This window comes from Dietzia maris (assembly GCF_014144855.1).
Classification (GTDB): Bacteria; Actinomycetota; Actinomycetes; order Mycobacteriales; family Mycobacteriaceae; genus Dietzia; species Dietzia kunjamensis.
On record NZ_JAALDN010000363.1, the window covers coordinates 1 to 1,404 of the forward strand.

The 1,404-nt window shown below is 63.2% G+C and carries 1 pseudogene; it reads left to right on the forward strand.

The window, feature by feature from the left end:
- The first annotated feature begins 84 nt into the window (after positions 1-84).
- A pseudogene (locus tag G6024_RS12005) lies at positions 85-1,347 on the forward strand (IS256 family transposase).
- Positions 1,348-1,404: the final 57 nt, after the last annotated feature.

Below are 1,404 nucleotides of genomic sequence, written 5' to 3' on the forward strand. Positions count from 1 at the left end.
GAGGGTGTTTCATTGAGTGTGTAAGGGTCCGGTCTCGAACCGAGGTGTGACCTACGGGTTTCACCTCTTGGAAGGACCGACCGAATGACCGAAATTGCTGGTGCGCAGAACCCCCTCGCTGGGGTTCTCAACGCCAATCAGATCGACGCGATGGTGACCGCCGCCGAGGAGCTCGGTGAGGGCCGCCATGGGGTCGAGGAGCTGCTGACGCGGATGACCAAGGCCGTGCTGGAGCGGGCCATGGAAGCCGAACTCAGTGACCACCTGGGCTACGAGGCCGGAGACCCCGCCGGCCATGGGAGCGGCAACTCCCGCAACGGCAAGACCACCAAGAGCGTCCAGACCCTCCAGGGCCCTGTGGAGCTGACCGTGCCGCGGGACCGCAATAGCTCGTTCGAGCCGGTAATCGTTCCCAAGAGGGCCCGCCGGCTGGGCAAGGTCGAGGACATGATCCTGTCCCTCTACGCCCGTGGAATGACGACACGGGATATCGGCTCACACATCGAGTAGATCTACGGCTCCAAGGTTTCCGCCGCGACCATCTCCAGGGTCACCGACGTGGTGACAGACGAGATCGCCCTCTGGCAGTCCCGGCCGCTGGAGACGGTGTATCCGATCGTCTACATCGATGCGATCTGGTTGAAGATCCGCGACGGTGGAGTCGTGGCCAACAAAGCCTGCCACGTGGCCGTAGGCGTCGATCTGGAGGGCCGTAAGCAGGTGCTGGGCCTATGGCTCGGCGCCACCGAGGGGGCCAAGTTCTGGGCCAACGTGCTGACGGAAATCCGCAATCGCGGAGCCAAGGACATCTTGATCCTGTGCTGCGACGGGCTGACCGGGCTGCCGGCCGCGGTCAACAGCGTCTACCCCGAGACCGTGGTGCAGACCTGCGTGGTGCACCTACTGCGATCGGCCATGAAGTACGCCTCCTACACCGACCGCAAGACCATGGCCAAGGACATGAAGCCGATCTACACCGCGGCCACCGTGCAGGCCGCCGAGATGGCGATGGAGGCCTTCGCCGAAACCTGGGGCACCAAGGCCCCAGGGGCGGTGTTGGCGTGGCGCAATGCGTGGGAGGACTTCACTCCGTTCCTGGCGTTCACCCCCGAGATCCGCAAGGTCATTTACACGACGAATCAAATCGAGTCGATCAACTATCAACTCCGGAAGATCACCAAAACCAGGGGCTCATTCCCCTCGGCTGAGGCGGCGATCAAGCTGGTCTATCTCGGCATCCGGAACATCGAAACCACCCGCGGTGGCGAACTCGGCACCGGCACCCAGGGATGGCACCAAGCGTTGAACGCCTTCGCCGTGCAATTCCCCAACAGACTCCCACTCTGACCACCCGGCAGAGGGGCTAACTGACCGGCCCCTTACACAGAAAACTTGACACGCCCC